General features: G+C 65.2%; 23 protein-coding genes. 7 read left to right on the top strand and 16 right to left on the bottom strand.

The window, feature by feature from the left end; genetic code table 11:
- The first annotated feature begins 187 nt into the window (after positions 1–187).
- Positions 188–1,726 carry a metallophosphoesterase gene (locus tag B4C31_RS00705; RefSeq protein WP_291530920.1) on the top strand — a complete coding sequence of 513 codons (1,539 nt, stop codon included), beginning with the start codon at positions 188–190 and terminating at the stop codon, positions 1,724–1,726.
- Here the strand turns inward: B4C31_RS00705 and B4C31_RS00700 are convergent, their stop codons facing one another.
- Complete coding sequence (locus B4C31_RS00700) at positions 1,727–2,347, bottom strand: DUF5701 family protein (RefSeq protein ID WP_033507085.1); 621 nt, start codon at positions 2,345–2,347, stop codon at positions 1,727–1,729. It abuts the gene before it with no gap.
- A gap of 117 nt (positions 2,348–2,464) precedes the next feature.
- On the opposite strand from B4C31_RS00700, the gene asd reads away from it, so the two are divergent.
- On the top strand, positions 2,465–3,559 hold the full coding sequence (gene asd, locus B4C31_RS00695) for an aspartate-semialdehyde dehydrogenase (protein ID WP_291530919.1): 1,095 nt from the start codon (positions 2,465–2,467) through the stop codon (positions 3,557–3,559).
- A gap of 66 nt (positions 3,560–3,625) precedes the next feature.
- On the opposite strand, the gene B4C31_RS00690 is transcribed toward asd, so the two are convergent.
- The 3 genes from B4C31_RS00690 to recR form a co-directional block, all read right to left on the bottom strand.
- Entirely contained in the window at positions 3,626–4,192 is a 567-nt protein-coding gene (locus tag B4C31_RS00690; protein WP_291530918.1) for an ACT domain-containing protein, read from the bottom strand.
- Positions 4,193–4,222: 30 nt separating this feature from the next.
- Positions 4,223–4,987, bottom strand: coding sequence for an aspartate kinase (locus B4C31_RS00685; RefSeq protein ID WP_033507079.1), 765 nt, complete (start codon positions 4,985–4,987; stop codon positions 4,223–4,225).
- Positions 4,988–5,183: 196 nt separating this feature from the next.
- On the bottom strand, positions 5,184–5,789 hold the full coding sequence (recR, locus tag B4C31_RS00680; RefSeq protein ID WP_033508134.1) for a recombination mediator RecR: 606 nt from the start codon (positions 5,787–5,789) through the stop codon (positions 5,184–5,186).
- Between the two features lie 163 nt (positions 5,790–5,952).
- Here recR and B4C31_RS00675 point away from each other — a divergent pair, with 163 nt between their 5' ends.
- Together B4C31_RS00675 and B4C31_RS00670 are read left to right on the top strand one after the other, a co-directional pair.
- Complete coding sequence (locus tag B4C31_RS00675) at positions 5,953–6,327, top strand: hypothetical protein (protein ID WP_291530917.1); 375 nt, start codon at positions 5,953–5,955, stop codon at positions 6,325–6,327.
- Positions 6,328–6,394: 67 nt separating this feature from the next.
- Positions 6,395–7,114 (top strand): hypothetical protein, encoded by a 720-nt coding sequence (locus tag B4C31_RS00670; protein WP_291530916.1) that lies wholly within the window; start codon positions 6,395–6,397, stop codon positions 7,112–7,114.
- A gap of 24 nt (positions 7,115–7,138) precedes the next feature.
- On the opposite strand, the gene dnaX is transcribed toward B4C31_RS00670, so the two are convergent.
- From dnaX to B4C31_RS00625, 9 genes are all read right to left on the bottom strand, one after another.
- Positions 7,139–9,616, bottom strand: coding sequence for a DNA polymerase III subunit gamma/tau (dnaX, locus tag B4C31_RS00665; RefSeq protein ID WP_291530915.1), 2,478 nt, complete (start codon positions 9,614–9,616; stop codon positions 7,139–7,141).
- A gap of 145 nt (positions 9,617–9,761) precedes the next feature.
- Positions 9,762–10,823 (bottom strand): diacylglycerol/lipid kinase family protein, encoded by a 1,062-nt coding sequence (locus tag B4C31_RS00660; protein WP_033507074.1) that lies wholly within the window; start codon positions 10,821–10,823, stop codon positions 9,762–9,764.
- Positions 10,824–10,864: 41 nt separating this feature from the next.
- Entirely contained in the window at positions 10,865–11,275 is a 411-nt protein-coding gene (locus B4C31_RS00655; protein WP_291530914.1) for an Rv3654c family TadE-like protein, read from the bottom strand.
- 45 nt (positions 11,276–11,320) lie between these two features.
- Positions 11,321–11,755 carry a TadE family type IV pilus minor pilin gene (locus B4C31_RS00650; RefSeq protein WP_291530913.1) on the bottom strand — a complete coding sequence of 145 codons (435 nt, stop codon included), beginning with the start codon at positions 11,753–11,755 and terminating at the stop codon, positions 11,321–11,323.
- The gene (locus B4C31_RS00645) at positions 11,752–12,036 is read right to left on the bottom strand and encodes a DUF4244 domain-containing protein (protein ID WP_129238162.1); all 285 of its coding nucleotides are present in this window, start codon (positions 12,034–12,036) and stop codon (positions 11,752–11,754) included. Before B4C31_RS00645 ends, B4C31_RS00650 begins: the two co-directional genes overlap by 4 nt.
- 192 nt (positions 12,037–12,228) lie before the next feature.
- Positions 12,229–12,732 (bottom strand): type II secretion system F family protein, encoded by a 504-nt coding sequence (locus tag B4C31_RS00640; RefSeq protein ID WP_291530912.1) that lies wholly within the window; start codon positions 12,730–12,732, stop codon positions 12,229–12,231.
- Between the two features lie 44 nt (positions 12,733–12,776).
- Complete coding sequence (locus B4C31_RS00635; protein WP_349679111.1) at positions 12,777–13,109, bottom strand: hypothetical protein; 333 nt, start codon at positions 13,107–13,109, stop codon at positions 12,777–12,779.
- A gap of 317 nt (positions 13,110–13,426) precedes the next feature.
- Entirely contained in the window at positions 13,427–14,437 is a 1,011-nt protein-coding gene (locus tag B4C31_RS00630; protein WP_291530910.1) for a CpaF family protein, read from the bottom strand.
- Complete coding sequence (locus tag B4C31_RS00625) at positions 14,430–15,329, bottom strand: P-loop NTPase (RefSeq protein ID WP_291530909.1); 900 nt, start codon at positions 15,327–15,329, stop codon at positions 14,430–14,432. Before B4C31_RS00625 ends, B4C31_RS00630 begins: the two co-directional genes overlap by 8 nt.
- A gap of 577 nt (positions 15,330–15,906) precedes the next feature.
- On the opposite strand from B4C31_RS00625, the gene B4C31_RS00620 reads away from it, so the two are divergent.
- The 3 genes from B4C31_RS00620 to B4C31_RS00610 all read left to right on the top strand — a co-directional run bounded on the left by B4C31_RS00620 (position 15,907) and on the right by B4C31_RS00610 (position 20,046).
- Positions 15,907–18,144, top strand: a complete 2,238-nt coding sequence (locus B4C31_RS00620) for an RNA degradosome polyphosphate kinase (protein ID WP_291530908.1) — start codon at positions 15,907–15,909, stop codon at positions 18,142–18,144.
- A 107-nt stretch (positions 18,145–18,251) separates the two neighbouring features.
- Positions 18,252–19,319 (top strand): NUDIX hydrolase, encoded by a 1,068-nt coding sequence (locus B4C31_RS00615; protein WP_043170282.1) that lies wholly within the window; start codon positions 18,252–18,254, stop codon positions 19,317–19,319.
- A 4-nt stretch (positions 19,320–19,323) separates the two neighbouring features.
- Positions 19,324–20,046, top strand: a complete 723-nt coding sequence (locus B4C31_RS00610; protein ID WP_291530937.1) for a hypothetical protein — start codon at positions 19,324–19,326, stop codon at positions 20,044–20,046.
- 140 nt (positions 20,047–20,186) lie between these two features.
- On the opposite strand, the gene B4C31_RS00605 is transcribed toward B4C31_RS00610, so the two are convergent.
- The 3 genes from B4C31_RS00605 to B4C31_RS00595 form a co-directional block, all read right to left on the bottom strand.
- Entirely contained in the window at positions 20,187–21,221 is a 1,035-nt protein-coding gene (locus tag B4C31_RS00605; protein WP_291530907.1) for a LacI family DNA-binding transcriptional regulator, read from the bottom strand.
- 171 nt (positions 21,222–21,392) lie between these two features.
- Positions 21,393–22,940 carry an alpha-N-arabinofuranosidase gene (locus B4C31_RS00600; protein WP_291530906.1) on the bottom strand — a complete coding sequence of 516 codons (1,548 nt, stop codon included), beginning with the start codon at positions 22,938–22,940 and terminating at the stop codon, positions 21,393–21,395.
- Positions 22,941–23,352: 412 nt separating this feature from the next.
- The gene (locus tag B4C31_RS00595; protein ID WP_291530905.1) at positions 23,353–25,632 is read right to left on the bottom strand and encodes a KUP/HAK/KT family potassium transporter; all 2,280 of its coding nucleotides are present in this window, start codon (positions 25,630–25,632) and stop codon (positions 23,353–23,355) included.
- Between the last annotated feature and the right edge of the window lie 48 nt (positions 25,633–25,680).

Raw genomic sequence — 25,680 nt, 5'->3', positions numbered from 1 at the left:
TCCTTTACTTGGTAGCGCCGCCGTCAGGGCGGACCGTTGCATGGGTAAGCCACGTGCATGCACGCTTATGCCTCATACTAGCGCCTCAACCCGTCGCCGAACCCGCGCGTTTCGTACTCTGGTTCCAGTCGCTTCGCAATCAGCTAGCCGCCATACGACTACGCTCGAAACCGGATACAGTGGAACCATGACGCTGCGATTCAACGAGGACGGCACGTTCCGCGTGCTGCAGATGGCCGACATCCAGGACAAGCCCGAGGTCAATCGGGACACCATCCGTCTCATCGAGGCCGCAATCCGTGAGACCAAACCGGATCTGGTGGTGCTTACCGGCGACCAGATCCGCGGCTACGATCCGGCATACATCGACACGTTCCTGCGCCGACGCGGCGAGGAGCCGGGCGCACGGGTACGGCTCATCACCGAAATCGAGGCCCACATCTACGGCGTCAAGCGCAGGTACCCCGAGGCGGCCGAACTAGCCGAACGGATGGCCGACCGTCTGGAGGACCGCGGCCATACCGCGCCGGCGGTGCTCACCGGTGATGAGCCGCCGAGCATCGACGAGCTCATGGCCGAATCGGCCGGCAAGGTCCGCCGAACCATCCAGGCGTTTCTGCAGCCGGTTGTGGATGCGGGGGTTCCCTTTGCCGTGACCTACGGCAACCACGACTTCCAATGCGGCATCCTGCCCGATGAACAGGATGATATGTATCGCGAACTCCCCGGCTGCATGAACCCGGTTGCACCCTCGGCGCGACCAACGGCGGATGCAGTGGACACGGCGGATGGCCTGAGCCGAGATGGAATGGCAAGCCAAACCCCGGACAGGCCGGGCACACCGTCCCCGGCCGAATCGTTGGGATTCGAGCCGGGCACGTTCGCGCTGCCGATCGAATCCGCGGACGGCTCGGGGCGCATCGCGATGGCGGTGATGATGGTCAACTCCGGCGATTACGCGGGCAAGCCCGAGGAGAACGACGCCGAGTATCCGGCGTATATCGCCAACTCGCGAGGACTGGACCTCGCCGATTCCGACGGCTACGGCACCCCCTCCCCCGAAGCGATCGCCTGGCTGGGCGGCGTGCAGCATGAACTCGGCGCGCGCAACGGCGACGGCCAACCGGTGCCGGCGATCGCGTTCCAGCACATTCCCCCGCAGGAGTTCTACGACTGCCTGACCGAGGTGCCGGCGTGGACCCCGAATGCCGTGGAGGGTGCACGCACGCACGCCGGCCACTGCTACGTGCTCAACGATGCGGTCTGCCGTCCCGGATCCAGGCTCGGCGAAGCGATCGGCTGCGCGGACGAGAACGTCGGGCAGGTTGAGGCGATGCGTCAGGCGGGCGGCTATTTCGCGCTGTTCTGCGGGCACGACCACAAGAACGCCTTCGTCGGACATGTGCACGGCATGGACCTGGGGTATGCGCCGACCTGCGGATTCGAATGCTATGGCCCGAAGTCGCGGCTGCGCGGGGTGCGACTATTCGAGTTCCATGAATCCGATCCGGCCGCCTATGAGACGCGGATGCTGACCTGGGGCGATCTGATCGGCAGATATTCCCGCAACGAGTTGCGTGTGTTCTTCGAAGATCACTGCATAACCGACGCCATCGGCTTGCGCAACGAGCTGCGCCGCCCGTCGGTGTTCACCACCTTGGTGGGGCTTGGCGCCGCCGCATTGGCCGGCATCGCCGCAATGATTACCCGCCTGTTCAAACGCTGATCACGGGAAGAGGCTCACGCCGCGGCGGGCCATGCAGTACGCGTTGCCCAGCCAGGTATGGCGGGAGTTGGGCCAGACCGCGCCCAGACGCGGGGCGTTCTGGCTCATCCAGATGCTGGGCACGCGGCCGTCGGCGCTGCGCGACCCCAGCAGGTTGAAGCCATTCTTCTCCAACAGCCATTCCGGATGTTGGGTGGCGATGGCGAGCCCCTCCTCCAGGGTGAGCGGTAGTCGCTCGTCGGAGTCGATGAGTTTGCGCGCCACGTCGGGTTCGCGGTTGATGTAGCAGGTGCCGGTGTGTGGTTCGACCACCAGGTAGAACGGCCCCTCGGGTGGGGTGAACCCGTCTTGCGGCAGGAAGCTGGCGATGTCGCGCGGGGGCATGGTGGTGAATCCGGCCATGCGGTTGATGCTGGTCCGGGCGATCAGCGATTCCGGGGAAACCAGCTCGCGTGTGGGGATCAGAAGGATGTCGCTACCCAGATCGCTGTGTTCCAGCGCGGCGATCAGCGGCTGCGCGAGCGCGCGGAACGCGTCCTCGCTCATGTCGGCCACGTCCGCATATCCCAACGCCACAATACGGTCGAGCTGCCTCGACGCCTCTTCCGATGCCTTCGACATGCCTCCAGTATCCCACATGCCCGCTCCCACGGCCAGCATGTGGAAAAGGGCGAAAACGAAGTTCCCGCCGTCTCCTACAATGAGGGCACGTCATCCCCACGATCCCAGAGGTGAGATATGTCCGAAAAACTCAAGGTCGGCATCATCGGCGCGACCGGTATGGTCGGCCAGCGTTTTGTGACGCTGCTTGACAATCATCCGTGGTTCGAGGTGACCACGCTCGCCGCATCCGCCCATTCCGCAGGCAAGACCTACGAGCAGGCCGTGGGTGGCCGGTGGAAGATGGAGACGCCGATGCCGGCGGCCGTCAAGGACATGATCGTGCGGGATGCCGAGGATGTGGAGTCGGTGGCCGCCGACGTGGATTTCGTGTTCTCCGCCGTGAACATGCCGAAGGACGAGATCCGCGCGTTGGAGGAACGGTACGCCAAGACCGAAACCCCGGTGGTCTCCAACAATTCCGCGCACCGCTGGACCCCGGATGTGCCGATGGTGGTGCCGGAGATCAATCCGGAGCATTACGAGGTCATCAAGTACCAGAGGGCCCGCCTGGGCACCACGCGCGGGTTCATCGCCGTCAAGCCCAACTGCTCCATCCAGGCGTATACGCCGGCGCTGGCGGCCTGGCGCGAGTTCGAGCCGCGCGAGGTGGTGGTGAGCACGTATCAGGCCATCTCCGGCGCGGGCAAGACCTTTGCCGATTGGCCCGAGATGGAGGGCAACATCATCCCGTTCATCTCCGGCGAGGAGGAGAAGAGCGAACGCGAGCCGCTGCGGGTCTTCGGCCATGTGGATGAGTCCAAGGGGCAGATCGTGCCGTTCGACGGGCCGCTGCGCATCACCTCGCAGTGCATCCGCGTGCCCGTGCTCAACGGCCACACCGCCACGGTGTTCATCAACTTCGGCAAGAAGCCGTCCAAGGACGAGCTCATCGACCGTCTGGTCAACTACACGTCCGAGGCGTCGCGTCTGGGGCTGCCGCATGCGCCGAAGCAGTTCATCCAGTATCTGACCGAGGACGACCGCCCGCAGGTCCGTCTCGACGTGGACTATGAGGGCGGCATGGGCGTGTCCATCGGTCGTCTGCGTGAGGATACGCTGTTCGACTTCAAGTTCGTGGGTCTGGCCCATAACACGTTGCGTGGCGCGGCGGGCGGCGCGTTGGAGAGCGCTGAGATGCTCAAGGCGCTGGGCTATATCTCCGCCAAGTAGGTCGGTATGCTGAGGCGGGAGGCAGTGGCTGCCTCCCGCCGTTCTGTTTCGGGAAAACCGACCGGTTCAGCGACCGGTGCCGCCGTAGACCACGGCCTCCACCTGATCGGCGTCCAGCCCATAGGCGGTGTGCAGGGCGCGCACCGCGTCGTCGAGCTCCGGCAGCGGTACCAGGGCGGCGATGCGGATCTCGGAGGTGGAGATCATCAGCACGTTGATGCCATGGTCGCTCAGCGCGTTGAAGAACTTGGCCGCCACGCCCGAATGTGTCTTCATGCCCACGCCGACCACAGCCACCTTGCCGACATTGTTGTTGATCTCGAACGCCTGATAGCCCAGTTCGTCCTGCTTGACCTCCAGCACCTCCTGCACGCTGCGCACCGTGGTCTCCGGCACGGTGAAGGAGATGTCGGCGGTGCCGGTGGAGGCACCGGCCTGCACGATCATGTCCACGTTCACGCCGGCCTCCGCCAGCTGGGTGAACACCTTGGCCGCCATGCCCGGCTCGTTCGGCACGCCGCGTAGCGTGGCCAGCGACTCGCTGCGGTCGTGCGCCACGCCGGAGATGACCGGGGCCTCGGGGCCCAGGTCGGGGAACAGATCGCCCATGGACTTGTTGTCATTCTCGTTCATTGGTCCGCCTTATCCGATGGTGGGTTGTTGTCAGTCGATGTTGGGAAGCGTGCGGGGGTCCACGCCGTCCGGCACCACCAATGTGCCGGGCCGGTGGGAGAAGGAGCTGCGCACATGCAGCGGCATCATGAACCGCTGCGCGTATTCCACGCAGCGCAGGGCCAGCACCTTGGAGCCGCAGGACGCCATCTCGGTGATCGAGTCGTAGTCGATGACGGGGATGCGGCGGGCCGTCGGCACAATGCGCGGATCGGCGGTAAAGATGCCGTCCACGTCGGTGTAGATCTCGCAGATGTCGGCGCCCAGAGCCACGGCCAACGCCACGGCGGAGGTGTCGGAGCCGCCGCGACCGAGCGTGGTGGCGTCGCCGCCCTCGTTAACGCCCTGGAAGCCGGCCACAATCGCCACACTGCCCTTGTCCAGGGCGCGCTGCACGCGGTCGGGCTTGACGGCCTTGATGTGGGCGGCGCCGAACTGGGCGTCGGTCATGAATCCGGCCTGCGACCCGGTGAACGAATAGGCGTGGGAGCCGGCCGCGTGGATGGCCATGGCCAGCAGGCTCATCGAGATGCGCTCGCCCGCGGTCATCAGCATGTCCATCTCGCGCGACGGCGGGTTGGAGTCGATGCTGAGCGCCTGGTCGATCAGATCGTCGGTGGTGTCGCCCATGGCGGAGACCACCACGGCCACGTCATGGCCGGCGTTCTTCGTTTCGATGATGCGACGCGCGACGCGCTTGATCGAATCCGTGTCGGCCACCGAGGAGCCGCCGTACTTCTGCACGATAAGAGCCACAGTTGGTCCAATCCTCTTCTTCCAATACCGCCCACGATTCTACGCAAGCGCCACGATTATATGGACGTCGCGACGGCGCGGACCGTGCCAAGACCACGATGCGGGCTGCAAGCGCCCGTATACCGGGCAGTACCGGGATGCCCGGCAATCCATGGATGACGGTCATCGGACAACACACGGCGACCGCGGTGCGGGCTCACGCCTCCCGGCGACCCTCCAATGCGCGGCCCAGCGTGATCTCGTCGGCGTATTCCAGATCGCCGCCGACCGGCAGGCCGCTGGCCAATCGCGTGACGGTGATGCCGGACGGACGCAGCAGCGCGGACAGGAACCGCGTGGTGGCATCGCCCTCGATATTCGGGTTGAGCGCCAGGATGACCTCGTGCACGCCGCCGTCTTCCTTCAGCCGTTCCAGCAGTTTGGGGATGTTCAGCGATTCCGGCCCCACGCCGGCCATCGGGTTGATCGCGCCGCCCAGCACGTGGTACAGGCCGTGGAACGTGTGCGTGCGCTCGATGCTCATAACGTCCTTGACCTCCTCGACCACGCAGATCACGCCGCGGTCGCGCCGCGGATCCGCGCAGATCGGGCAGGGGCTCGATTCGCAGACGTTGCCGCACACCTCGCAGAACCGCACCTTGGTCTTGACCTCGTCGATCGCGTCGATCAGGTTCTGCGATTCCTCGTCGGAGGCCGACAGCAGATAGAAGGCGATGCGCTGCGCGCCCTTCGGCCCGATGCCGGGCAGTTTGGCGAATGCGTCGATCAGGCGCTGGATCGCGCCGTCATACACCAGTGCCATCGCACACCCCGCCTTTCGCAAACCGTTGCAACTGTCGTCCCAACATCCGCCGAACCGCCATCATACCAACATAACGTCCACCATCATCGTAGCCGTCATATACACAATACGCGTAGCACCCCGCAGGAGTCGCACACACCACGACATTACAATCGCCATACGGATGAACGCACCCGCAACGATGCGGCCCGCATCCCACAACCAACAATCACAGGAGATTATCATGACACGGAAAACTTCATCGATTATCGCAAGCGTAGCATGCTGCGTCATGCTATGTCTCAGTAGCCAGACCGCCTCGGCCGAGGAATACTATTACACCGGCGAGCGCAATGACTCGCAATATACCGCCTTCTATGGGTACAACTGGACCCATTCCTACGCTTCATGTCAGTCCCGCGCTTCACGGTGCACCGTGGAAGCATGGCAGGACGGACACGCTCACAAGAAGGCGACGGTTCAGGGAATGAATCAACTCATCAAGGTCGAAGATTGGGGCGACATAAAGAATGTCAACGACGGTGCCAAATTCTACTAAGCAGCCGTGCCGTGGAACGGCTTATCCGACGGCACGACAAATCATCACCCTGCTGGTTTGCCTAATTATGGCGCTGGCACCGGCGGCATGCTCCTCTGAAGACGACGCGTCGAAGGACGCCGCCGATACCGCCGCGGTTCAGGAACCGTCCACAGGCGTCACTGGCAACGGCGAAGATTCCCCCTCATCCCCCGACGAATCGGCGAACACATCCAAAGACGGTGCGTCAAGCGAGGTGTTCGCCAATTCAATCGAGGGATACATCGACTACTACTTGGCCCAGCCCGCCATCCTGAGCGACTACGAGACGACGGTGCTCACCAAGGCCCGCGAACAGGGAGGTGTGTCCGTAACCCAATACGAGCAGGCGTGGTCGCGCTACAAACAGTGTATGACGGATCTGGGCTACAAGAACGTCATCCTTGATCATTTGTCCAACGGGCTGTACCAGCGGGTGATGAGCGACACCATCCCCGATCAGGCCAAGTATGACAAAGCCATGCGTGACGATGACGACTGCTACGACGACATCGCCGTAATAGCACAGGTGTACAACGCCCAAATCGGCAACGTCCATTTCTACACCGATATCGACGAGGGCTTCATCGACTGTCTGCGCCGCAACAGCCTGGTACCCATCTCATACACCGCCGACCAGTACAGCGAGGAACGAGCTTCACAGCAACTGAGCTTCAACCTTAATGACCCCGAAGTCGTGGGATGTGCGGTGGCGAACAATTACTTCTACGGATATGAGGGTGAGCCGCATACCAATTGGTTCCAGTAATCGGTTCGCCAGCGATCCGGCAAATCACCCCATGCCGTGCTTGGGCGGTTGGGCGTTCCTCGGGTTCTTCGGGTCGTCAGCGGCGAATTTCTCGACCTTCTTGACCTCGAAGATCTTCGAGAGCTCCTCGACGCTCAGCGCGGCGGCCGTGCCCAGCGATTCGTCGCTCAGCGAGTATTCGTCCTCGTCCGGATCGACCTGGGGTCCGGACGGTTCGACGGGTCCGGCGGCCTCGGCCGCGTGCGCGTCGAATCCGCCTGAGGCCGGAGCCGACCACGGATCGTCCGCAGTGGCATCCGGGGCTGCGCCCGCGAAGAAATGCCGCTCATGGCCCGCCGACGGCTGCGACGCCGCGGCCGGCTGCGACGCCTGCCGTGGGGCCGGTGACGTCTGCGATACGCCCCCGTCCAGCACGGCATCCGGCACCTGCGGTGCCGGCATCGGATGCGCCCAAGGATCATCGTCATCGCTCAGGTCGGGAACCGCGACATGCTTACGCGGGGACGACATCGGTGGTACGGGCGTGATCGGCGTCATCCAGGGGTCATCATCGTCCGGCGACTCCGCGTTGAAGACGGGCGACGATGCGACCGGGTGCGACGGGGTTCCTCGGTGCCCGGGTTCGTCGGATTCGGAGGGCTCCTCGCCATCGTGAGCCGCGTGGCTCCCCGGTTCGGCCGCGGCGCGACCGGCGGTCATGGCCGCCGTGCTGGCCGCCGCGGCCTCGGCCTTGGCCATGAGAATCTGCGTCTTCACCTGCTTGACCTGTTCGGGGCTCAGACGCTTGATGGGCACCACGCGCTCGCCGTTCGCGGCCACGCCCGTGGGCGCGATCATCGTATGCGCGCCGAAGGTACGGCGCACCTCATCCAGCACCACATTGGCGGCTTTCTTGCCGCTATGCTCCGCATCGGTGGCCACGGCCAGCGAGAACGCGTGCTGGCTCAGCGCGCTATCGAAGGTCATCGACAGCCGTCCCTTGCCGGAGGCGTCCACGGCGTAGGAGACGGTCGGTACCTTGCCGTGGTCCACGTACTCGCGGATCTCCTCGGGCAGCGCGGTCAGCACGGCCTCCCACTTCTGCTCGGGCGTGCGCGTATCAGGCTGCCGCGGTTGCTCCGTAGCGGGTTGCGGGGCCGGCTGCGAAGTGCCGGCATGCTCCTGTTGCTGACCGGCCGGGGCATCAGACGGCACGCCTGCGACGGGACGCTGCGCTGCCGCGGCAGCGTCCTCGCGCGGGGACGTCGTGGACGCACTCAGGGCACTCGCCGGCTGAGGCTTCCGATTGCGCGCGGCACCGACGAACCCGACGTGGGGCGTGGGCTGGGACACCGTCTGACCGGCGGCCTCCGCGGAACCGGATGATTGCGGGACGGCGGACGCGGCCGGCGCGAATCCCTGCTCACGGCCGGCCAACAGTCGCGCGGCCAGCAGCTCAAGCCGCATGCGCGGCGAGGTCGCGCCGGACATCGACCCCAGCGTCGTGTTGATCATCTCGGCCATCGCCGTCAGCTCCGACAGGCTCAACGCGGCGGCCTGACGGTGCAGACCGTCCATATCCGAGGCGGCGTCATCGCCCAGCACATGCTCGGCGCGTTCACCGCCCAACGTCAGCACCAGCAGGTCGCGAACGCGCGCCAGCAAGTCCTCCACGAACCGGCGTGGATCGAACCCGCCGATCACCACCTTCTGCACCACGCCGTACAGGGCCTCGCCATCCTTGGCGATCACCGCGTCGATGGCCTCGCCGATCAGCCCCTCTGGCGTGAACCCCAGCAACGCCACGGCCGAATCATACGGAATCGCCCCGTCCACGGCGCCGACCATCAGCTGGTCGAGCACCGACAGCGTGTCACGCATGGAGCCGCCGCCCGCACGCATGGCCAGCTTGAGCACACCCGGCTCGGGCCTGATGCCCTCCTGCTCGCAGATGCGTTCCAGATACGGCCCCATAACCTCCTGCGGCACCAGCCGGAACGGGTAATGGTGGGTGCGCGAGCGAATCGTGCCGATGACCTTCTCCGGTTCGGTGGTGGCGAAGATGAACATCACATGCTCGGGCGGCTCCTCCACGATCTTCAGCAAGGCGTTGAAGCCCTGTGGCGTGACCATATGCGCCTCGTCGAGGATGAAGATCTTGTACCGGTCGCGCGCGGGGGCGAATCCGGCGCGTTCGCGCAGCTCGCGGGCATCGTCCACGCCGTTATGGCTGGCCGCGTCGATCTCGACCACGTCGATCGACCCCGGTCCGCCGGTGGCCAAGTCCTTGCAGCTTTCGCATTCGCCGCACGGATGCGACGTGGGTCCCTGCGCGCAGTTCACGCAACGCGCCAAGATGCGGGCGGAGCTGGTCTTGCCGCAGCCGCGCGGCCCGGAGAACAGGTAGGCGTGGGTGAGCTTGCCCTGGTCGAGGGCGCGCATCAGCGGCACCGTGACCTGGTCCTGTCCGATCACACCGTCGAAGGTGTCCGGACGATACCGCCGATACAGTGCGAGTGCCATGGCCGCCTGCCTTTCACATCCCCGTGCCGCCGTTGTCGATTCCTGTAGTGTGTTCACATTACCCCACCGACGGGAACGGGCCACGGCGAAGACCCTCATCCATACGCGCTGTCATGCGGAGGCTCGCCGCCGAACACGGCGGCCGTCAGCAGACGAATTCGCCGGTCAGCGAATCACGGCCGTCGCGGCGGATGACCACCGAGGACCGATCATCCAGCCGGCGCAGCTGCTGATCCGCAACCGCCGGGGGCACCAGCACGCGCAGCGCCCGGTCCATGGCCGTCACCCTCACAGGCAGATCACCGACGTATTCGCCGTCCGCCATCAGCATGGGCGGCATCGGGTATCCCTCGATGTGGGAGATCTCCACTTCGCGGACGCGGCGCCATCCGAACAGCGGGTGGGCAAGCAGCCGGCCGTTGTAGACGTTCGGCACGATCCGCGCGAGCTCCCCGAGCTTGGGCATATGGTCGAGCCACACCAGGTCCAGCAGCCCGTCGTCGAAACTCGCGTACGGGCAGACCTCGATGCCTCCGCCGATATGCCGCGAGTTGGCCACGGTCAGCAGCGGCGAGACGATGTCCCGCTCATCCACACGGCCGTCGGCCAGCACGGCACGGACATGGTATCCGTATGCCTTGAGCCGGGTCAGTTCCACCGCCACGGCGGCCAGGTACCGCAACGACCCGTTCGGCAGATGCGAATGGTTCGCCCGATCGTTGATGCTGGCGTCCACCCCGCAGGACAGCATGCCCGCATAGTAGCGGTCGATGGACGCGGATTCGCCGATGCCGGTCACATGCCCCATGTCCACATCAAGGGATGTGCCGCATGCGATCGCGCCCACAATGCCTTCGACCGCCGTCTCGATACGGTTCACCGGCAGTTCCAGGCCACGGGCGAAGTCGTTGCCCGACCCCACCGCCACGATGCCCAATGGCTTGCCGCTGCCTCCGATGGCGTTGGCGCCGAGTGCGATCATGCCGTCGCCGCCCACCACCACCAAGGCATCATAGAGTTCCGCGTGCTGCCGCGCGTTCGCCAACGACTCCTCGAAGCTGCCGCCGGTCAGATCCATGACGGCGAAGCCGTACCGTTCGCCCTCCCGACCCAGCAGGTCGAACGCCCGCTCGTAGGCTTCCTCGCCATGACCCTTATCCGCGATGGGGTTGCCGATGCATGCCACCGTTCCGATCGTTTCTGCCATACCGTCACCTTATCCGATACCGGTGGTTCCACGCCAGTGTTTCACGGAATGTCGCACCGTTGCGGACCGGCACGGGATCGCCGTTCCACCCACGCCGCCACGGGAACGCCCGTGGGCGATCGGATCGTCACCGTCACATCCTCATCCTCGATGGTGCAGGACTCCAGCTGCGCATCCTGTGCGGAGGCGATCGTCCGCGCCGCCGCACATGGATCGGCGCCGCCCTCGAGCAACATCCGTGCCGCGGATACCGCGGCCGTGTCGGCCACGCCACGCGCCTTCGCCCCGGCGATCAGCACGGCGCCTCCTGCCGCAAGTGCCCCCATCAGCAAGGCGACCACCAGAATCAGCATGACGCCGGCCACCGTGCCCGACCCCTCGTCGCAATCGCCCCAACCGCGGCCACGACGCCACTTTCGTTCAACGGATGCATCCTTCAATTCGTCCACCATCAACACCCCTTTCCGTCATCCACCGGATTGGCAGCGGCAACGCCGTCACTGTGCGACGCCGGTGGCCTCAGCCGTTACCACGGTAGGCAGCACACCCAGCGGATCAGGGATAACCGGGCAGGACACCGTGACGCTCACCGCTTCGCCGCCATGCGTCACCGACACCGACGAGTCCGATCCAGCCACCGCCTGGGCGGCTCCGACCGGGTCCGACTCGTCACCGGCGACGACGATCTCGCGAACGGCAACGGCCGCCGCGTCCTGACAGCTCATCGACACCGTCACCGTACGGGCGAGCGCAATCAGCACCACGGCAACCAGGACGACGGCGGGGAGCACCACCGCGAATTCCGCGGTGACGGCCCCCTCGTCCGCCGCCAGACGCCAGCCCCGCCACAGCCGACGGTTGCGACGACGTTCACCGACGGTTCCGAAGTGAATCCGCCGGATGTCACGTCGTTGATTCATCCGCTGGCTCATGCCACGTTCAGCGCCTGCTTGACGATATCCGTCAGCAGGTTCTTCACCGTTCCGGATTTGAGAATCGCGACCAGCAACGCCGCGAATCCGGTGGCCGCCACCAACACCACCGCGTATTCGGCGGTGGCCGCACCCTCCTCCGGCTCCGCCGTCAGCGTTCTCATCCGTGCGTCCAACAGGCAGATCCCGCGTTCCGCCCGCTCACGCCATCCCGCCACGCGTTCACGCAACGGCACCGATATGCCGGTCCCCGCGCCGATGGCATCCGTCTGCTTGCTCATGATGTCCCCTTACGTAGTAGTGCGCCCGATCGGATGACCGGGTGCACACCACTATGGACCACAACGGATTCCGACGCCATGGCATCCGGACAATGTGGTCGAACGATACCGGGTTATCCACACCTCGGGCATGTCGTCCACCGATATTGTGGACGGATGGCTCATACCCTGGAAGCACACCACAGCGGCGGGTCAGAGGAACGACACCACCGAGGGGATCACCCCGACGCAGATGAACGCGGGCAGGAAGCACAGCCCGGTCGGCATCAGCAAACGGACGGACAGTTTCGCCGCGCGCCGTTCGATGCCGGCCCGTGCGGCCCCATCGACGCGTTCGATGGCGGCGGTCAATCGCTCCTCCGGCGAAGCACCGTACAACCATGCGTCCTCCAACGCATCCCTGACCTGCCGGCAGCTCACCCCATGCCGCCGCTCCTGGCCGCACGGCACCACCCACGCCTCATGCCACGGCATCCCGCGGCGCAGCCCATCCGCCACCCCGCACAGATCGCCGCCGAACTCCCCGCCAACCACCCTCCCCACCTCGTCCAATGCCGTGGGGATCGATGACCCCTGCCGAATCACCACGGCCAGCATCCCCATCACCGCAGTCACGGAGGGGTCCTCCCACACCGCCTCCGACGATCCGCCGTCCGGCAACCGGTCATGGCGTCGTACCAGCAGCATCCACGCCATGCAACCTATTGAGACCGCTGCGCCCCACATCCACCACCCCATCGTCATGAATCCCCCTCATCCTCAAACAAGGCGCGCAACCACACCAGACCAATCAGATAGCAGACCCCTCCCAGTCCCAGACACGCCATCCCGCCGGCCGAACCGAGCAGGAACCCCACCGGATCGGCTCCCAGCAGCATGCCCATCGCCACCGTGAGGAACGGCAACGCCGACAACAACCTGACCGTGGCCAACGGCATGGCGAAGGCGTTGCGGCGCAGGTCCTCCATCATACGCAGCCGTCGATAGTCGTCGGCCACCACGTCGAGACAACGCACCATCTCGCAGCCCGAACGCTCGCTCAGCCGACACGCGGCCGTGAACTCGAACGCCATTGTCTCCACCTGCCGCATGGTCTCGTCACGATTCCGAGCACGCCGCAGCACCGCAACCATCCTGGCCACGGTAATGGACCGTGTGGCGAACGGATACCTTCCGTGACTCCCCAATGCCTCCTGCACTGTCCCACCGCCGCGCAGGCGGCCACGAACCTGGGCGAGGAATTCCCCCATGCCCTCGCCCGTCGGTACACCGGCACCGGCGTTGCCGCCACCGCCACAGCTCCGCCACCGCAATCTGCATACCGCGCTTGGGCGCCATGCGGTGGACACCGCGGCAGCCACCGCAACAGCCGCGCACACCGCCCAGCTCATCATGATTCCGCCGCCATCCACCGGCGCCGGAACGGTTCCCATTCCGGCGCATACGCGGCGCGGCGGCCATCCCATACGGCGATCGGCACGCCGGACAGGCTGCCGCGGTCATATATCAGGCAACCGATCTGGCCGATGTATCGTCGGCCGTTGCGCCGTTCCAGGTGCAGCACCACATCGAACGCACCGGCCGTCAACATCGCCAACGCCTGGGGAGCCAACCCCGCCAATAGTCCCAAGGCTTCCATCCGCGCCGGCACACGGGCCACGCCGTCGGCGTGCAGGGTCGTCATACCGCCGTGATGCCCGGAGTTCAGCGCACGCAACAAATCGGCGATCTCCTCGCCGCGGCATTCGCCCAGCACCACACGGTCCGGGCGCATACGCAGCGTGGCCTTCACCAGTTCCGGCAATCCCACCGCGCCGGCCCCCTCCACGTTGGCCTCGCGCGAAACCAGCGACACATGGTTCGCCAGTCCCAGCATGCCGAGCTCACGCACCTCCTCCACCGTTACGATGCGTTCGCTCGCGCCGCATTCGGCGAGCAGCGCCTTCATCAATGTGGTTTTGCCGGTTCCCGTGCCTCCGGTGATCAGGATGGTCGCGCGCCTTGATACCAGCCCTCTGAGCAACGGCAGCCACGTCTTCGGCATGGCACCCCGGACCGCCAACGATTCCAATCTGGGCATACCGCATTCGGGGAAACGAATCGAGATCGCGGCACCCTGCGGCACCAACGGCGCGATCACCGCATGCACGCGTATGCCGCCGGCGGTCGAGGCATCGGCGATCGGACAGGCATCGTCCAGCCGTCGGCCAAGCTGCGCGCACAGCTGCACGGCATAGTCGCGCACGGTCTGCGGGGAACGGAACGCCGCATGCGGATGGAACTCGTCCATCCCGTTGCCGCGATCAACCCACACACGCCCGTCACAGGTCACCGCCACATCGGTGACGTGCGGATCATGCGCCACATCCTCCAACGGCCCCAGCATCAATCGGTCATCCATCCCCACCCCCTTGGGCCATCATCGACTCCACGCTGTCCGTCAGTCGCCGGATGGCACGACGGTTGCGCCCTCGGAGCGCGCGCAAGCCCAGCCCCTGGAGCATATCGTCATGCAGATGCCTGTCATAGCGCACACAGGCTTCGAGCGGCGCATCCAGATAGTCCTCGGCCTCCACGCCGCTCACCACGCCTTTGCCGCGCGCGCCATGGGGATGGACGCCAACCAGCAGCGTCCTCTTGCGGAGCGTGCCGGGGACGTGCTCCAGCCAGACCTTGGCCCTGGCCAATCCCAATACCGACAGCTCCACCGCCACAACCTGAACCCCGGCCGCCACACCCGGCAACCTCTGACCGAGAGGACCACGCCCGGCATCCACTACCACCGTCTGGCTTGACTCGCGCAGGGCGTGCAACACCGCCTCCATCTCCCATGAGCCCGGAGCCTCGCCGCTCCATGGGTTGCATGCCAGTACACCGATACGACCCCACTGCGGCAGCTCATGGGCCAGCGCCCCGCCGTCGATGCGTCCGAGCGGGGCCTCCACCGTTTCGAAGCGGAGTCCGGATTCCCCTTCCAGGCCGAGCAGTACATCGAGGCCGCCGCCGTCGAAATCGGCATCGACCAGGGTGCACCGGCGGTCGCGCCGGTCCAATTCGGCGGCCAGCATGGCCGACACCGTGCTGGCGCCGAGCCCGCCGCTGACGGCCGTGACCGCGACCAGGTTGGCGTGCAATGTGGCGGTGGCCAGCGCCGGCGGACGAACGCCCCCGCCGCGCCCGACAGAGGGTAACGCCATGGCGGAAACCGTCCGGTGCCGCGCCTGCACGGCGACGTCCGTGGTCTTGTCCCGCCGGCTGCGCGGCGGTGATGTGGTTCCTGATGTGATGCTCATACGACGATTGAATGCTCTGCCCCAACTCGCGCTCAAGCCCGATGGGCCAATGTGGTCGAACGATGCCGGGTTATCCACACCGCCGGCGTGTCATCCACATGAGCGACCTGCACACATAACGAAAAGACCCGCCGAAGCGGGTCTTCCGACAAGTCCAACAGCGGCGGAATCGCAACACAACATCATCGTTGTAACGGTAAGTCTTTCCAATGCCCGTTCAACGTAACAGTCCTTTGTGACCATACACTTTTGTGGGCTTCCACCTGTTCAGTTGTCCTTGTACTTGCCATTATGCTCGGCGCTGCGCCAGGCGCAACCCGAAAACCACGAATGTGTTCTTTTTTGCCGAAGTGTTCTGCAACCGAACATCGTCACGCCCTCCATGAGAGGTCCTGCGACTATCGAACGGGTTCCGATGTTCATTTCTGTTCGCATCGCCGCAGCGCGGCGTGTCGCAGCGCCGTCCTGCGGCCCGATCGCCCAACCATGCCCCCAACGAGACAGTTTATGTAAACAGCGGTTGAATTCTTGCGTTTTCGCGTGCGCCGCAATCGTTGTCATCCTAAAGTAGAGGACTATGGCACAAATATTCGACGCATCATCGAAGGCGATCCTGCGCAGCCAAATCGCTGAGCACATCGCCGAAACCGATAAGGACGACAGGCGCGAGGCTCGCGACGGCGAGGCCCCGCTGCCCGACGACCGCTTCTTCGAGCGTGAGCTGAGCTGGCTCAAGTTCAACTGGCGTGTAATGGAGCTCGCCCAGGACGAAAGCCTGCCGCTGATCGAGCGCGCCAGCTTCGCCGCGATCTTCGCCTCCAACCTGGACGAATTCTTCATGGTCCGTGTGGCCGGCCTGAAGCGCCGCATCGACACCGGCATCGCCGTGACCTCATCAAGCGGCCTGAGCCCCCGCCAGCTGCTCCGTTCCCTGGGCGAACAGGCACACGCCATGCAGGACGAGCACGCCCACTATGTGGTGGATACGCTGCTGCCGGCCCTGGCCGACGAACGCATCGTGCTGCTCAACTGGGACCAGCTGAGCACCTCCGAACAGGAGCGTCTGTCGCGCTACTACCGCCAGCAGGTGTTCCCGGTCCTGACCCCGCTGGGCGTGGATCCGGCCCACCCGTTCCCGTATGTCTCCGGCAAGTCGCTGAACCTGGCCGTCATCGTGGAGAACCCCACGTCCGGCAAGTCGCACTTCGCCCGCGTGAAGATTCCGGACAACCTCAACCGTCTGGTGCCGGTCGATGACCGCACCGACGAGGAGGGCGCCGAGGAGCGCTACGGCTTCATCACGATGGAGAACCTGATCATCGCGCACCTGGAGTCGCTGTTCCCGGGCATGATCATCAAGGAGGCCCGTTCCTTCCGCGTGACCCGTAACGAGGACATCGACGTGGAGGAGGACGACGCCGAGAACCTGCTCAACGCGATGGAGAAGGAGCTGCTGCGCCGCCGCTTCGGACCGCCGATCCGCCTGGAGATCTCCGACGCGACCAGCCCGTTCCTCTCCCAGCTGCTCGCCGACCAGCTCGGCGTGACCAGCGACGAGGTGTACCGTCTGCCGGCCCCGCTGGATATGACCGTGCTGTTCGAGCTCGGTGGCATCGACCGTCCGGACCTGAAGTACCGTCCGTTCGTGCCGACCACGAACCGCCAGATCGCCGAGGTCGAGTCCAGCCGTGCGCAGGACATCTTCGCCGCGATCCGTCAGCACGACATCCTGCTGCACCACCCCTACGACTCGTTCTCGACCTCCGTGCAGGCGTTCCTGGCGCAGGCCGCGGCCGACCCGAAGGTGCTGGCCATCAAGCAGACGCTGTACCGCACCTCGAGCAAATCCCCGATCATCGACGCGCTGATCGACGCCGCCCACGCCGGCAAGCAGGTGCTGGCGCTGGTCGAGATCAAGGCGCGATTCGACGAGGACGCGAACATCGCCTGGGCACGCAAGCTCGAACGAGCCGGCGTGCACGTGGTCTACGGCATCGTGGGCCTGAAGACCCACTGCAAGATCTCGCTGGTGGTCCGTCAGGAAGCCGATGGTCTCAAGCGCTACTGCCATGTGGGCACCGGCAACTACAACCCGAAGACCGCGCGCCAATACACCGATCTGGGCCTGCTGACCTGCGACCCGGTGGTCGGCCAGGACCTGACCCGCCTGTTCAACCAGCTGTCGGGCTACGCGCCGAAGTCGAGCTTCCACCGCCTGCTGGTGGCGCCGCGCACTATCCGCACCGGTCTGATCCAGCGCATCCGCCGCGAGGAGGACGCCGCACGCGCCGGCAAGGAGGCGTGGATCAAGATCAAGGTCAACGCGATCGTGGACGAGAAGACCATCGACGCGCTGTACCGCGCCAGCCAGGCCGGGGTCAAGATCGACATCGTGGAACGCGGCATCTGCGCGCTCAAGCCAGGCGTGCCGGGACTGAGCGAGAACATCCGCGTCCGCTCGATTCTCGGCCGCTTCCTGGAGCACAGCCGCATCTACGCCTTCTGCAACTCCGACGGCCCGCAGATCGGCGAAGGCCCGGTCTCCGGCCCCGAGGTGTGGATCGGTTCCGCCGACCTCATGCACCGCAACCTGGATCGCCGCGTCGAGGCGCTGGTGCGCATCACCGACCCGGACCAGATCAACGAGCTGATCAGCTACGTCGACCTGCAGATGGCGGACAGCACCGCCTCCTGGCATATGCAGCCGGACGGCACCTACATCCGCCACTCCCGTGACGAGGAGGGCCGTCCGCTGGTCGACAGCCAGGACTACCTGATCAAGCGTCATCAGCGCCGTCCGCGCGGCAACAGCTGACGCCGTATTCCGCATACCGCACGATGGCCGGCCCCACGGGGTCGGCCATCGTCGTTTCTTAAGAAAACTACGTAGCCGCAACCCGGGAGTGACCTACAATGAGAGGAATGGGAAACAAAGTCAGACGAGTCGTGGAAGCGGCGGGCGGCATTCTCTACCGTTGGCGCGAAACGCCGCCGAACGCATCCGATTCCCCGGAACATGACCTCGACAACCTCCAGGTCTGCATCGTCCACCGTCCCAAATACGACGACTGGAGCTGGCCGAAGGGCAAACTCGATCCCAACGAGTCGCATCGCCACGCCGCGGTCCGCGAACTCGGCGAGGAAACCGGCACCACCGTGGAGCTCGGCCCATACCTCGGCGAGGTCGAATACCCGTTGTCCGAAGAGGGCAAGAAAACCCGGCGGTCCAAGGACCGTACCGTCGACACCAAGCACGTGATGTTCTGGATGGCGCGTCCGGTCGAGGCCGTGGACGCCGAACACCTGATCGACGCCTTCGGCCCCGTGCACCGCGCCGACGTCGGCGAGATCGACGGCATCAGCTGGATGTCGGTACGCGAGGCGCGGCGCATCCTGACCCATTCCACCGACAAGGACCTGTTGGCGATCTTCGTGGACCGCGTCAGGGAAGGCGCCGCTCGCTCGCACGCGATGATCATCGTGCGGCACGGCAAGGCGGAGGCCCGCAAAGTATGGAAAGGCACCGACGCGAACCGCCCGATCACCCCTCGCGGCGCGGCCTACGCCTTCGCCCTGAACCGCGAACTCGCCTGCTACAACCCGACACAACTAGCCACGTCGCCGTGGATGCGCTGCCAGGAAACCCTGCAGGTGCTCTCCTGGCAGACCGACCGCCCGATGAACCACGTGGACGAGCTGACCGAAGACGCCTTCGCGGAGGACCCCGACGCGACATGGCGGCGGTTCCTGCAGGAGATCCAAGACACCCTCAACAACCGTCGCAACACGGCCATCTGCATGCATCGTCCGGTCATCGGGGGCATGTTCGACCACCTGCGCGGCATGTGCGCCACCAAGCTGCTCGGCAAACGGCTCATCGCCAAATCCCCGTATATGCCCACCGGTAACGCCGTGGTACTGTATGTCATCGATTCACCCAACGGTCCCCGCATCATCGACATCCAAAAGGTGGCCCCCATTGTCTACTAGCGCACTGCACTACGGTTCCGGTTCGATCCTGCCCAGCCGCTCCGGGTTCGCCGCCTCCACGGGCGGCGCGCGGCCGGCGCGCCCCGGCCAGCTCAGCCAAGGGCTGCTGGACGGCCTGGCGGGCGGCGCCGATCCCGAAACGATTCGCGAGCTCAGCCATACCTCCGCGGCGGCCCTGCTCGACCGGGTCCATCACACCGAGGACCCGGAAGTGGTCGCACGCGTGCTGACGCTGGTCGACCACGAGGGCGTGGACGTCATCGCGGAGCTGTGGAGCCACGCGGAGCCCGACTCACTGCCGGGGGTGCTGTGGCGGCTGTACCTGCTGCGAACGTGGATGCGCAAGCGGACGACCGCGATCGCGCAGCTGTGGCGGCTGGGCGAGCCGACCGTGACCTCGGCCTCGGTGATTGCGGGCGTGAACCAGGCCCCCACCGAAGAGGACATCGCGGCCACCGCCGATTCGATTCTGGCCGGTGCGTTCACGGGTGATTTCGCCGTGGCATTGGACCGTGCGGCAGTGTTCACCGACGTGGTGGCCAACGGGTTGCGACTCCAGGCGCACCGGATGGTGGCGGGTTATGGTCCCGACGCAGCCGCATCGGACGAGGAGAAAACGGCGCGCACCCAAGCCGCGCGCCTCATGCATACCGCCGGCAACCTGATGAGCACCGCCAAGGTGTTCCATCACGGCGCCGCGCTCTGGCGGCACGGCAAGCTCGAATAATCCGGCGTGGCATACGCCGCGAGCCTGTACAATGTAGATTCGCGCCGGACCGTGCTTAAGCCCCGGGCTCCATTTGTTGCCGCTGCGAGCGGCGTTTGCGCCGACAGGCGCTTTCACGGTTCGGCGCTTCGCCTAATCTTCTATCGCGTGGAATCGCGGCGCACCAGATCGAACGAGGTCACGTATTTGCGCGCCGGTTCCGACGACCCCTCGATGCGCGCGACCAGCATATCCACGGCATGTCGCGCGTAATCATCCACATGCGGGTCGATCGTCGTCAATCCGGGCATGCAGTACTCGGCATCCGGCACGTTGTCGAACCCAATGACCTGCATATCCTGCGGCACGCGCACGCCGCGCCGCTGCAGCTCGTGGATCACCCCGATGGCGAGCGCGTCGTTCAGGCACATGACCGCATCCGGACGCGGCGCATCCGGATCGTCCAACAGCCCCGCCACCGCATCGCGGCCGCCGGACTGCACCCAATCCGCGTTACGGACCAGCCGCCAATCGACCTGCAGGCCACGCTCCTCATGGGCCAACACATAGCCGCGAGTACGCATCGTGCTGGTGGTTTCGGGCAGCGACTCGCGGTCGGCATCCGGGCATGCGTTCTCCGCGGTGCCGCCGATCAACGCGATCCTGCGGCATCCCGAATCCAGCAGCGACCCCACCGCGGTGCGTACGGCCTCCACGTTCGGCATCGTGACCCAATCGCACAACCCTTGCGTATCGTAATCGCCCACAATCACCAACGGATACGGCTGATGCAGTATCGTGCGATCCGTGATCGGCGAACCCATGAAGAAAATCCAGCCGTCCGCGGCCAGCTTCTTCGTCTCCGGAATCGCCTGCTCCAAGCCGCCGGCGCTGTTGTAGGTATCAGTGATCACCGCGTACCCGCGGGAACGTGCCGCCGCCACGATGCTGTCGGCGAGATAGGGCATGAACGGCTGGCAGAAATCGGTGATGGCCAGTCCGATGAGCTTCGTACCGCCGGTTTTCATGGCCCGGGCGGACACGTTGACACGGTATCCGAGGCGTTCGATGGCATCCTGAACACGCTGGCGCGTCTCCGGGCGCATACTGCCGGTGTTGTTCAGCACATTCGATACCGTCTTGATGGAGACGCCCGTCTCGCGCGCCACGTCGGTGATGGTCACCCGTTTCGCCACAGCACCCCTCTCGTCGTACCTCGGGCATGTTCGCACGGCTCGGCCGGAACGCCCGTCTGATTCCAGCATAACGCGTTTTCCCCTATGCAATCCGTTCCCTGCCGCCGAGCCCGGGGGAAACGAGGCCGTACGGTCCGACCTTCCACGGACCAGACCGCACGGCCGCTCGCGTCACTTGATGTGCAGGGCGGTCCAGCTCACCGGGGGCAGCGAGACGCGAACCGTGCCGGTCTCGGCGTCGTACGCGGCCGACTCGTTGGCGTGCGGGGTCACCCGGTTCTGATCGTCAAGCGTGTTGGCGGCGAACAGGTCGTCGTCGTGCAGCGTCTGCGCCTCCACGGACGCCGGCACCGCGCCGTCCTGCAGCTTGACCTCGAACTCGGCGGTCGACTCGAGCGAACGGTTCACCGCGAACACGGCAAGGGAACCGTCGGCGCAGCGCACGGCCACGGCGTTCACGCCGTCGACCTCGCCGTACCGCGGCGTATCCACCGTACCGGCGGTCAGCTTCGGTTCCAGCACGGTACCGCCCTTGGCCAGGCGCGCGGTGACGGAGAACGGGTGGAACGTGGTCTGACGCCAGGCCGGGCCACCCGGCTCCGTCATGATCGGGGCGATGACGTTGACCAGCTGCGCCAGGCTGGCGGCGTGCACACGGTCGGCGTTCTTCAGCAGGGTGATCATCAGGTCGCCGAACACCACGGCGTCAGTGGCGGTGTAGATGTCCTCCAGCAGGCGCGGGGCCACGGGCCAGTTGCCGATGCCTTCGGGGGTCTTGCTCGGTTCCTCGCCCTGATACCAGACGTTCCACTCGTCGAAGGAGATGTACACGTCGTGCGTGCTCTTCAGGTGGGCCTTCGTGGCGTCGATGACGGCGGCGACGTCCTTGATGAAACCGTCCATGTCCACGCCGGAGGCCAGGAAGCTGGCCATGTCGCGCGTGCCGTCCTTCTTGAAGAACGGCTGGTAGTAGGCGTGGCAGGAGATGAAGTTCACGTTCTCGTAGGTCTTCTCGAGCACGGTCTGCTCCCATTTGCCGAAGGTGGGCATGCCGTGGGCGGAGGAACCGCAGACCACCAGCTCCACGTTCGGGTCGATCTGGCGCATGCCGGCGGCCACGGAGGCGGCGAGCGTGCCGTAATCCTCGGCGGACTTGTGGCCGAGCTGCCACGGGCCGTCCATCTCATTGCCCAGGCACCACATGCGGATGTCGAACGGCTTGTCGGCACCATTGGCGCGGCGACGTTCCGATAGCTCGGTGCCGCCGGGCACGTTCGCGTACTCCAGCAGATCGAGCGCCTCCTCCAGACCGCGGGTGCCGAGGTTCACGGCCTCCATCAGCTCGTTGCCGCCGGTGGCCTCCAGCCATTCGGCCATCTCGTGCAGGCCGAACTCGTTGGTTTCGGTGGAATGCCAGGCCAGATCGAGACGGCGCGGGCGGCTCTCCTTGGGGCCGACGCCGTCCTCCCAGCGGTAGCCGGACACGAAGTTGCCGCCCGGGTAACGGATGGTGGTGGCGCCGAGTTCCTTGACCAGGTCGATGACGTCCTTGCGGAAGCCGTGTTCGTCGGCGGTCGGGTGTCCCGGCTCGTAGATGCCGGTATACACGCAACGGCCAAGGTGCTCGACGAACGAACCGAACAGACGATTGTTGACCGGAGCGACCTCAAAATCGTCATCGACGACGAGACGGGCGGCCAGATGGTCCTGCTGGGACATGGGATTCCTTTCTACATATCTGCATGCACTCTGCATACGTGACACGTATCCATACAACGATGTACCGCGGAGGCGCGGGCGACCGGGGACATCCGTGCGACAGCCACCAGTGTAGTACAACCTTGTACTGACTGCCGGAAGGCGTGTCGCAGAGACGACCGGGCCCTTCTGGTGCACCATCACCGCACCACTGCAACAAAAGGACCTCTTAGGCCTCAACGACGAGTCCAAATGACGCACTGGCACCATAAAGCTGCGACAAAAGGACCATAAAAAACGCCCGGCGGATCCGAAAGATGCACCTATACCGCAAAACTGCATCAAAAAGGGCCGCGAACCGTACAACGACGGTTCGCGGCCCCTGACATGCCATTAGGCCATCCGGCTCACGCCGGCTGTTCGGCCTGCCGGCTCAGCCCTCGCGCTTGGGCGCTTGGCTGGCCACGCGGGTCAGGCGCGGCGGGCGACGCGTGGACACGAACAACGGCTGCACCTCGACCAGCGGGTTGTACGGCGCCAGGCCGAACCACTTGACCGGGGAACCGGCCACGCGGCGGATCGCGTACTTGATCTGCAGCGAGAGGGCACCGCGGCCGGAGACCTTCGACTCGGGCATCAGCGCCTTGTGGATCACCACGTAGCGGATGGTGCCGATGCCGGGATCGGCGTCAAGCTTCGGGTAGATCGACTGCTGGTTCGGCAGTTCGCCGGTTTTCTCCAGATCGTGCATGATCTGATGCAGGTAGGCCGGGATGGACTGCGACACCTTGAAGCCGAGCCGGATGCGCACACGGAACAGGTAATCCGTGCCGAAGTTCTCGACCGAATACTCGCGGGTGAACGGCTCGTCGGTGGTCTCGACGACCACCGCCCACCATGCGCGTGCGCGCTTGGGGTGATCAGCGAAAATCGAGAAGAAGATGTCCGTATCGAGACGCTTCAGGTCCGGATCGCTGGTCAGGTAGACGATGTTGTCCGCGAACCGGTGAATGCGGCTGTCGCCGTGCAGCTTGTCCAGCGCGGGGAGGAAGTCCTTCGGCATCATATGGCGACGCTGCGAGCGCTCCAGCTTGGTGCCCTCGTTCCACGTGTACATGATCATGAGGATCGCCAGCGTGAGCAGCAGGGTGAACCAGCCGCCGTGCAGGAACTTAGCCATCGAGGCGGCGAAGAACAGGATCTGGATCGCCAGGAACACGATGGTGAACACAACGGCACCGAACTTGTTGCTGCGATGCCACAGGTAGATGCCCAGCAGGATCGTGGTGGTGATCATCGTGATGGTCAGCGCCAGACCGTAGGCCGCCGAGATATGCTCCGAGTCGCGGAACAGCAGCAGCACGGCCAGCGTGGCCACGCACAGCACCACGTTGACGACCGGAATGTACAGCTGGCCGCGGGTGCGGGCCGGGTACCGGACCTGCAGATGCGGCATCCAGTTGAGGCCAGTGGCCTCGGAGACCATGGTGAACGCGCCCGTGATCAGCGCCTGGGAGGCGATGATGCCGGCGGTGACCGACAGCACGACGGCCACATAGCGCACGTTCGGATCCATCATCTGGAAGAACGGGTTGATGCCCTCGGCATCGGCCAGTTCGGAGTTGTTCTGGTTGCGCAGCATCCAGGCGCCCTGACCGAAATAGTTGAGCACCAAGGCGACCTTGATGAACGGCCAGGTGAAGTAGATGTTGCCACGGCCCACATGCCCCATATCCGAGTACAGCGCCTCGGCACCGGTGGTCGACAGGAACACGGTGCCCATCAGCGCCAGGCCGGCGGCGTTATTCGGGCTGAACAGGAACTTGATGCCGTAGTACGGGTTGAGCGCGGCGAGCACGGACCAGTCGTTGCCGATGGCCACCACGCCGACGACCGCCAGGAACGCGAACCAGACCATCACCACCGAGCCGAACACCTTGCCGATCGACTCGGTACCGCGCGACTGCACGGCGAACAGGATCACGATGATCACCGCGGTAATCATCATCGTCAGATCCTTGTTCTCGGTGAACAGATGCTCCAACGCCGGCAGCGTCTTCAGACCTTCGACGGCGGACGAGATCGACACGGCCGGCGTCAGCACCGAGTCAGCCAGGAACGCCGCGCCGCCGAGCATGGCCGGTATGACGAGCCACGCGCCGTACTTGCGAATCAGCGAATACAGGGCGAAGATGCCGCCTTCGCCGTTGTTGTCGATACGCATGGCGATCAGCACGTACTTGACCGTGGTAATCAGCGTGATCGACCAGAACACCAGCGACAGCATGCCGAGCACGGCCTCGCGCCCGGTGTTGGCCAGGCCGCCCTGACCGGACAGGAAGGTCTGCGCGGTGTACAGGGGCGAGGTGCCGATGTCGCCGTAGACGACGCCGAGCGCCACGATGGCCATGCCGAGGCTGACCTTATCCGGACTGGACTGCAGTTTGCACCACCAGCGACCGATCGGGCCGCGGGCGGCGACCTTATCGAGTTTCTCGGCCTCCTTGCGTTCGGCCTCCTGCTGCTTGGTGATTTCCTCGCGCTCTTCCTTGGTCAGCTTGCTGCGCGAGACCTTCGGCGCGTTAATGAATGAATCCGCCCTGAGCAGAGTTTGATCGGGTTTCTCGGCGTTTCTATTAGCCGCGGAAGCACCATTACGTTTCCCAGACTGCTTCCCGTTCTGCGACGACCCACGCTGACGTGATTCCGCCATAGTACATATCCTCCATCGCCGGGGACCTTCCCCGCACGCGAGTTTCTC

This window comes from Bifidobacterium sp. UBA4282 (assembly GCF_002394995.1).
Taxonomy (GTDB): domain Bacteria; phylum Actinomycetota; class Actinomycetes; order Actinomycetales; family Bifidobacteriaceae; genus Bifidobacterium; species Bifidobacterium pullorum_B.
This window is presented reverse-complemented; position numbering and strand designations above follow the sequence as displayed.

What these genes read in the sequence shown, in the direction of transcription:
- B4C31_RS00675 (WP_291530917.1), top strand. Translation starts at nt 5,953, where the DNA reads ATGAACGCACCCGCAACGATGCGGCCCGCATCCCACAACCAACAATCA.
- B4C31_RS00645 (WP_129238162.1), bottom strand. Translation starts at nt 12,036, where the DNA reads ATGAGCAAGCAGACGGATGCCATCGGCGCGGGGACCGGCATATCGGTG.
- dnaX (WP_291530915.1), bottom strand. Translation starts at nt 9,616, where the DNA reads ATGGCACTCGCACTGTATCGGCGGTATCGTCCGGACACCTTCGACGGT.
- recR (WP_033508134.1), bottom strand. Translation starts at nt 5,789, where the DNA reads ATGGCACTGGTGTATGACGGCGCGATCCAGCGCCTGATCGACGCATTC.
- B4C31_RS00620 (WP_291530908.1), top strand. Translation starts at nt 15,907, where the DNA reads ATGGCACAAATATTCGACGCATCATCGAAGGCGATCCTGCGCAGCCAA.
- B4C31_RS00625 (WP_291530909.1), bottom strand. Translation starts at nt 15,329, where the DNA reads ATGAGCATCACATCAGGAACCACATCACCGCCGCGCAGCCGGCGGGAC.
- B4C31_RS00650 (WP_291530913.1), bottom strand. Translation starts at nt 11,755, where the DNA reads ATGAGCCAGCGGATGAATCAACGACGTGACATCCGGCGGATTCACTTC.
- B4C31_RS00600 (WP_291530906.1), bottom strand. Translation starts at nt 22,940, where the DNA reads ATGTCCCAGCAGGACCATCTGGCCGCCCGTCTCGTCGTCGATGACGAT.
- B4C31_RS00635 (WP_349679111.1), bottom strand. Translation starts at nt 13,109, where the DNA reads ATGGCGTTCGAGTTCACGGCCGCGTGTCGGCTGAGCGAGCGTTCGGGC.
- B4C31_RS00595 (WP_291530905.1), bottom strand. Translation starts at nt 25,632, where the DNA reads ATGGCGGAATCACGTCAGCGTGGGTCGTCGCAGAACGGGAAGCAGTCT.
- B4C31_RS00690 (WP_291530918.1), bottom strand. Translation starts at nt 4,192, where the DNA reads ATGAACGAGAATGACAACAAGTCCATGGGCGATCTGTTCCCCGACCTG.
- B4C31_RS00700 (WP_033507085.1), bottom strand. Translation starts at nt 2,347, where the DNA reads ATGTCGAAGGCATCGGAAGAGGCGTCGAGGCAGCTCGACCGTATTGTG.
- B4C31_RS00655 (WP_291530914.1), bottom strand. Translation starts at nt 11,275, where the DNA reads ATGGTGGACGAATTGAAGGATGCATCCGTTGAACGAAAGTGGCGTCGT.
- B4C31_RS00660 (WP_033507074.1), bottom strand. Translation starts at nt 10,823, where the DNA reads ATGGCAGAAACGATCGGAACGGTGGCATGCATCGGCAACCCCATCGCG.
- B4C31_RS00705 (WP_291530920.1), top strand. Translation starts at nt 188, where the DNA reads ATGACGCTGCGATTCAACGAGGACGGCACGTTCCGCGTGCTGCAGATG.
- B4C31_RS00640 (WP_291530912.1), bottom strand. Translation starts at nt 12,732, where the DNA reads ATGGCGTGGATGCTGCTGGTACGACGCCATGACCGGTTGCCGGACGGC.
- B4C31_RS00615 (WP_043170282.1), top strand. Translation starts at nt 18,252, where the DNA reads ATGGGAAACAAAGTCAGACGAGTCGTGGAAGCGGCGGGCGGCATTCTC.
- B4C31_RS00630 (WP_291530910.1), bottom strand. Translation starts at nt 14,437, where the DNA reads ATGGATGACCGATTGATGCTGGGGCCGTTGGAGGATGTGGCGCATGAT.
- asd (WP_291530919.1), top strand. Translation starts at nt 2,465, where the DNA reads ATGTCCGAAAAACTCAAGGTCGGCATCATCGGCGCGACCGGTATGGTC.
- B4C31_RS00670 (WP_291530916.1), top strand. Translation starts at nt 6,395, where the DNA reads ATGGCGCTGGCACCGGCGGCATGCTCCTCTGAAGACGACGCGTCGAAG.